This window comes from Sedimenticola hydrogenitrophicus (assembly GCF_025175675.1).
GTDB classification, from domain to species: domain Bacteria; phylum Pseudomonadota; class Gammaproteobacteria; order Chromatiales; family Chromatiaceae; genus Sedimenticola; species Sedimenticola hydrogenitrophicus.
On sequence record NZ_JANIOA010000077.1, the window covers coordinates 1 to 5,499 of the forward strand.

At 61.8% G+C, this 5,499-nt stretch carries 6 protein-coding genes; 2 read left to right on the forward strand and 4 right to left on the reverse strand.

The genetic code is table 11. The features are described 5' to 3' along the window. Positions 1-374: 374 nt before the first annotated feature. Both NPX02_RS20745 and NPX02_RS20750 read right to left on the reverse strand, forming a co-directional pair. The gene (locus tag NPX02_RS20745) at positions 375-1,043 is read right to left on the reverse strand and encodes an MlaC/ttg2D family ABC transporter substrate-binding protein (protein WP_260295966.1); all 669 of its coding nucleotides are present in this window, start codon (positions 1,041-1,043) and stop codon (positions 375-377) included. Between the two features lie 484 nt (positions 1,044-1,527). After that, on the reverse strand, positions 1,528-1,881 hold the full coding sequence (locus NPX02_RS20750; protein ID WP_260295967.1) for a thioredoxin family protein: 354 nt from the start codon (positions 1,879-1,881) through the stop codon (positions 1,528-1,530). A gap of 154 nt (positions 1,882-2,035) precedes the next feature. Here NPX02_RS20750 and hemB point away from each other — a divergent pair, with 154 nt between their 5' ends. Both hemB and aroE read left to right on the forward strand, forming a co-directional pair. Beyond that, the gene (gene hemB / locus NPX02_RS20755) at positions 2,036-3,049 is read left to right on the forward strand and encodes a porphobilinogen synthase (protein WP_260295968.1); all 1,014 of its coding nucleotides are present in this window, start codon (positions 2,036-2,038) and stop codon (positions 3,047-3,049) included. A 254-nt stretch (positions 3,050-3,303) separates the two neighbouring features. Next, entirely contained in the window at positions 3,304-4,152 is an 849-nt protein-coding gene (aroE, locus tag NPX02_RS20760; RefSeq protein WP_260295969.1) for a shikimate dehydrogenase, read from the forward strand. A 44-nt stretch (positions 4,153-4,196) separates the two neighbouring features. On the opposite strand, the gene NPX02_RS20765 is transcribed toward aroE, so the two are convergent. Together NPX02_RS20765 and NPX02_RS20770 are read right to left on the reverse strand one after the other, a co-directional pair. Then, the gene (locus NPX02_RS20765) at positions 4,197-4,535 is read right to left on the reverse strand and encodes a GYD domain-containing protein (RefSeq protein WP_260295970.1); all 339 of its coding nucleotides are present in this window, start codon (positions 4,533-4,535) and stop codon (positions 4,197-4,199) included. A 314-nt stretch (positions 4,536-4,849) separates the two neighbouring features. Continuing rightward, positions 4,850-5,386: a gamma carbonic anhydrase family protein gene (locus tag NPX02_RS20770; protein WP_260295971.1), complete on the reverse strand. Its 537-nt coding sequence runs from the start codon at positions 5,384-5,386 to the stop codon at positions 4,850-4,852. Positions 5,387-5,499: the final 113 nt, after the last annotated feature.

Consider the following 5,499-nt stretch of genomic DNA (forward strand, 5'->3'; position numbering starts at 1 on the left):
TTGGCCGCACCACGGTGCCGTATCGAGAATCGTGACGGGGGGCGCCCAGTGGTGGCGGCAACCGTTCTAGCGCAAGGCTGCGCCGGGTGCCTGGATCGCTGGAACGGGGATCTCGGGGGATGGTAAAAAAAACGGACTCACCTGGGGAGGGGATGAGCCCGAAAGCGCCGTTTAAGCGCCGGAGGAGATGCTCTAAAAGATGCATTGAGCGGAGCTGTAACCACAGCCCCCCTCATGCGACGATGCACCCTTTGCCATAGTTGGTTCATCGTGGAAACTGTTACTTCAACCTTCACTGTTATCTTCGACCGTCCCTGATAAAACTTTAGACAATTTTTTCACATTCTGCCGTTTTTTACATCGCTGCCCTCGGATCAGGTGGAGCTGTTTTCGGCCACCTGCTTGACCCGGCTGTCGTTGAGTTCGGTGATCCGTTCGATCAGCCCGCGCATGCCGCTGCGCCGTACCTCCCTGGCAAAGCTGGTGCGGTAATTGGTGACCAGGCTGATCCCCTCGATCTTCACGTCATAGGCCTTCCAGTCACCATCCTGGATGTGCATGCGATAGACCACCGCCACCGGTGGGGCACCCGTGCGATTGATCAGGGTATGCACCGCCACATCGCTATCCCCTGCGTTCATGCGCAGCGGGGTATAGCTGATCTCCCAGCCCTGAAACTCCTTGAAAGCGGTGGAGTAGGTCCTCACCAGCAGACGCTGGAACTGCTGGGAAAACGCCTGTTTCTGCTCATCCGTGGCGCGGCGCCAGTGTTTACCCAGCACCAGGCTGGAGACATGAACGAAATCCACGTGGGGAACCAGCACGTCGTTGGCCAGCTGATAAACAAAGGCCGGATCCTCCTGCAACCGCTGCTGATTGTTCATCAGGATCTGCTGCAGCTGATCCGAAATCCGCTGAACCACCTGCTGTGGCCCGGCCAGCTCTTCCGCTGGGACCGCCAAGGGCAGGCAGACAAGCAACAGCATCAGCATCAGCATCAGGTGCCGATTGCGGGTAATTGAAATCAGCGCTGATATTCCCATTTCTGTTTATCTCCGTAGGCCCTGTTAATCCATCTCCAGGGGCAATTAAAATCTGACCCGATCGCCGGGTCACGTTATCAGTAGCGGACATCCCTAGGCTTTTCTTGATAGCGGGCGGGCGAATTCCTGAAAAAAAGATCCGGCTTCGTCCCCAGGCACGGGGTGCCACTCTGTCGCAAGCGACGGATTCTAAACCGTGGCGACCGCCTTCCCTACGCCGCTATCCCGAGGGGCCTGTAGGATTTTTCAGAAAGCCCCAGGCTCAACCTAGGAGTCTGTCGGGTTTATCCGTTTGAAGCGACTAATCCGCAGGAACGGATTGAGCGGCGAAGCCGGCCCCGAAGGGGCGTAGGGCATGGATGCCCGAAGTCAAATCACTGGGGGCGAATCAAATCAGTTTATCGAACGAGGCGAATAGTGGGCCTATTTAACGAGTTCGATAAGCTGAGTTGATCGCCATCCAGGGATTTGCAGCCAAACAGCGTTAAACCCGACAGGCTCCTAGATGCTGATCGATCCACTCATCAATCCAGTGCACGGCACGCGCGCCGCTGAACCGCCCCAGCTCCTGTTGGCGATGAAACAGGATCACCGTGGGGAATCCACGCAGGCGGTAATGGCCGGCCAGTTTCATGTTGTCATCCACCTCCACCTTGGCCAGCCGGACCTCCCCGGCCCGCTCCCCGACCACCCGTTCCAGGGCCGGCGCCAGGGCCAGACAGGGGGAGCACCACTCGGCCCAGAAATCCACCAGCACCGGCCCCTGCTCCGAGGCCGCCAGCACCTGCTGGTCGAACCCCGCCACATCCACATCAAAAATATAGGGTGGCTTCTGCATACTTCAGCGACTCCACACACTTCCTGGCGACAAAAACCGGGCAAAGATACCATATCCGGCCATATCTGAGTGGAGCCGCGCAGGGTGGTGCGGTATCTTAGAGACCGTTTAGTGAATTCAGATCTTTCAATAGCTGCACGTTGGAGCTTCACCCATGCAGAGTAAAACCGCCCTCTCCGCACGCTACCCCGCCGCTCGCCCACGCCGCATGCGCCGGGATGACTTCTCCCGCCGCCTGATGCGCGAAAACGGGCTGACCCCGGCCGACTTCATCTATCCGCTGTTCGTGCTGGAGGGCAGCGGCGTGCGCGAGGCGGTCGCCTCCATGCCGGGGGTGGAACGGATGAGTATCGACCTGCTGGTCAAGGAGGCCAAGGAAGCCGCCGCCCTGGGCATCCCCGCCCTGGCGCTGTTTCCGGTCACCCCGCAGAGCGCCAAGTCGCTGGATGCGCGGGAGGCGTTCAACCCGGACGGCCTGGCCCAGCGCGCGGTGCGCGCCCTCAAGGACGCGCTGCCCGAGCTGGGGGTGATCACCGACGTCGCCCTCGACCCCTTCACCACCCACGGCCAGGACGGCCTGCTGGACAAGTCCGGCTATGTGATGAACGACGAGACGGTGGAGGTGCTGGTGCGCCAGGCCATCTCCCACGCCGCCGCCGGGGCCGACGTGGTGGCCCCCTCGGACATGATGGACGGGCGCATCGGCGAGGTGCGCGCGGCGCTGGAGTCGGCCGGCCACATCCACACCCGCATCCTCGCCTATTCGGCCAAGTACGCCTCCAGCTTCTACGGCCCGTTCCGCGACGCCGTGGGTTCGGCGGCCAATCTGGGGGGCGGCAACAAGTACACCTACCAGATGGACCCGGCCAACTCGGACGAGGCGCTGCGCGAGGTGGAGCTGGACCTGAACGAAGGCGCCGACATGGTGATGGTGAAACCCGGCATGCCCTATCTGGATATCGTGCGTCGGGTCAAGGAGAGCTTCGGCGTGCCCACCTTCGCCTACCAGGTGAGCGGCGAGTACGCGATGCTCAAGGCCGCCTCGATGAACGGCTGGCTGGACGAGCGGGCGGTGGTGCTGGAGGCACTGCTCTGCTTCAAGCGCGCCGGGGCCGACGGCATCCTCACCTACTTCGCCAAGAGCGCGGCCGAGTGGCTGAACGAGTAGTCGCCAGCGTTCGGCGTCAATATCGAGTAACGTAGCCTAGCCCCAATGATGCGATAAGCGAAACGAACCGCATGGAGGGGGGGGCTGCCGTTTCCGGTGAGGCTAGGTGCGGTTCGCAAGCTCACCGGCACCCTACATCCGGGAAGTCGCCTGATGTTGAGGTTGAGCTGATAGACCCACAGCCCCGGAAAATTTGTAGGATGCGGTGAGTGAAACGAACCGCATCGCTCCCTTTCCAATAGAAGCAACAAATCATGACCGACAGATACGCCGTCATCGGCAATCCCATCGAACACAGCAAGTCGCCGCCGATCCACCAGGCCTTCGCCGCACAGACCGGCGAGGCGTTGACCTATGAACGGCTGCTCGGCCACCTGGATGGCTTCGCGGCCGATGTGCGGGCGTTCTTCGCCGCCGGCGGGCGCGGACTCAACGTCACCGTGCCGTTCAAGGAGCAGGCCTGGGCGCTGGTGGACGAGCGCAGCCCCCGGGCCGAGAGCGCCGGCGCCGTGAACACCCTGATCCCGCTGGCCAACGGGCGGCTGCGCGGCGACAACACCGACGGCGCCGGGCTGGTGCGCGACCTGAGCCTCAATCACGGCTGCCTGCTGGCCGGCTGCCGTATCCTGCTGCTGGGCGCCGGCGGCGCCTCCAAGGGGGTGGTGCGGCCGCTGCTGGAGTGCGGCCCGGAGCGGCTGGTAATCGCCAACCGCACCGCCGCCAGGGCGCGCCAACTGGCGGCGGCACTGCAGACCCTGGGACCGGTACACGGTAGTGGCCTGGACGAGTTGGAGGGTGATCGGTTCGACCTGATCATCAACGGTACGGCGGCCGGACTGCGGGGCGAGGTGCCACCTCTGCCGGACGGCATCCTGGCCGGCGGCGGCTGGACCTATGACATGATGTACGCCAGCGAGCCCACCGCCTTCGTACGCTGGGGGCGACAGCAGCGGGCCGTCAAGGCGCTGGATGGCCTCGGCATGCTGGTGGAGCAGGCGGCCGAATCGTTCTTCCTGTGGCGTGGCGTGCGCCCGGAGACCGCCCCGGTGATCGCCCAACTACGGGGTAATCAACAGTCCGCAAGCTCCCGGGAGCCGGGGTGATCAGGAGTTCCGGCCCCCTGAGCTTACCAAGCCAAAACGCTCCGTTAGCCGTTGACGCCTGCGCCTTTGAATCCGCCACGCGCCAATTTGGCCTTTTCCATTGCTGACTTGGCCTCTTGCGTTGTCATCGCCTGGGTAGTTATCAGGTTGGTGACACTCCCGCTCGATCCCGCGATCAACAATCCAGCCATGACATCACTCAAGCTGTCACCTTCGGCAATGACCATAAAGTCATATTTACCCGATGTGACATAGTACTGAAGGAGTTTTGCCCCAACTGATTCCATCAGCGCGGCCACAGCACCCTTCCGATCCTCAGGCTTGTCGACCATGCCCTTAATTGCCTGGCCGGTATAATTGCCTTGTGTGATAAAAATGCTCATCAGCGTTTCCTCTTCGTAATGAAAAAGTACCGAAAAAGCGGATTATTTCAGGGCTCGCCAAGTGCATTCGCAACTCGGATCTTCTCTTTCCGCTCGGGATTTGTGTCGCATGCCCGGATCATCTGCCAATCCGAACCAACGCGGGGACACATCATTCTCAGTTGATATGCCTGGATAAGGTGTCTACACAGAAGGGGGCAGACACTGCAGGTGTTAAACTGTAGTACGCAGGGGCAGGAATACAACGTGACGATAAACAGGGTAGTGGGCAAACCTGCGGAGGGGCGGCCTGACTCTGCCCTCTACCGGATAGATCACCCGGCGTTACGGTACTTCTCCGCCAGCGTCACATAGTGGCTCGCCACATAGGGCAGAAACGCCAGCTCCTCCTCGGTCAGCTTGCGCAGCCGCTTGGCCGGCGAACCGCACCAGAGATAGCCGCTCTCCAGCACCTTGCCCTCGGTCACCAGACTACCGGCGGCGAGGATGATGTCGGACGCCAGCACCGCACCGTCCATGACGATGGAACCCATGCCGATCAGGCAGCGGTTACCGACGCTGCAGCCGTGCAGCAGCACCTTGTGGCCGGCGGTGACATCGTCGCCGATGATCAGACCGTGGCCACCGGGCGAGGCGGGATTGGCGTGGGTCACATGCAGCACGCTGCCGTCCTGGATATTGCTGCGGCTGCCGATACAGATTCGGTTCACGTCGCCGCGGATCACCGTCGTCGGCCAGATCGAGGTATGGTCGCCGATCTCCACATTACCGATGATCACCGCGCTCGGGTCGACCCAGACCGACGCACCGAGCTTGGGCAGCATGCCGTCGAAGGGGCGGATATTGGACATGCGGATCTCCTGTTGCGGACCACGATTGAACAGAGAGGGTAGTCTACTGGCTCGGGCACTGGAACAAAACCGGCGGAGGCCCTTCTTTGATGGGGGGTTGAGGGGTTGGAGTC

Coding starts and splice junctions, on each gene's coding strand:
- NPX02_RS20745 (WP_260295966.1), bottom strand. CDS start 1,043: ATGGGAATATCAGCGCTGATTTCAATTACCCGCAATCGGCACCTGATG.
- NPX02_RS20750 (WP_260295967.1), bottom strand. CDS start 1,881: ATGCAGAAGCCACCCTATATTTTTGATGTGGATGTGGCGGGGTTCGAC.
- hemB (WP_260295968.1), top strand. CDS start 2,036: ATGCAGAGTAAAACCGCCCTCTCCGCACGCTACCCCGCCGCTCGCCCA.
- aroE (WP_260295969.1), top strand. CDS start 3,304: ATGACCGACAGATACGCCGTCATCGGCAATCCCATCGAACACAGCAAG.
- NPX02_RS20765 (WP_260295970.1), bottom strand. CDS start 4,535: ATGAGCATTTTTATCACACAAGGCAATTATACCGGCCAGGCAATTAAG.
- NPX02_RS20770 (WP_260295971.1), bottom strand. CDS start 5,386: ATGTCCAATATCCGCCCCTTCGACGGCATGCTGCCCAAGCTCGGTGCG.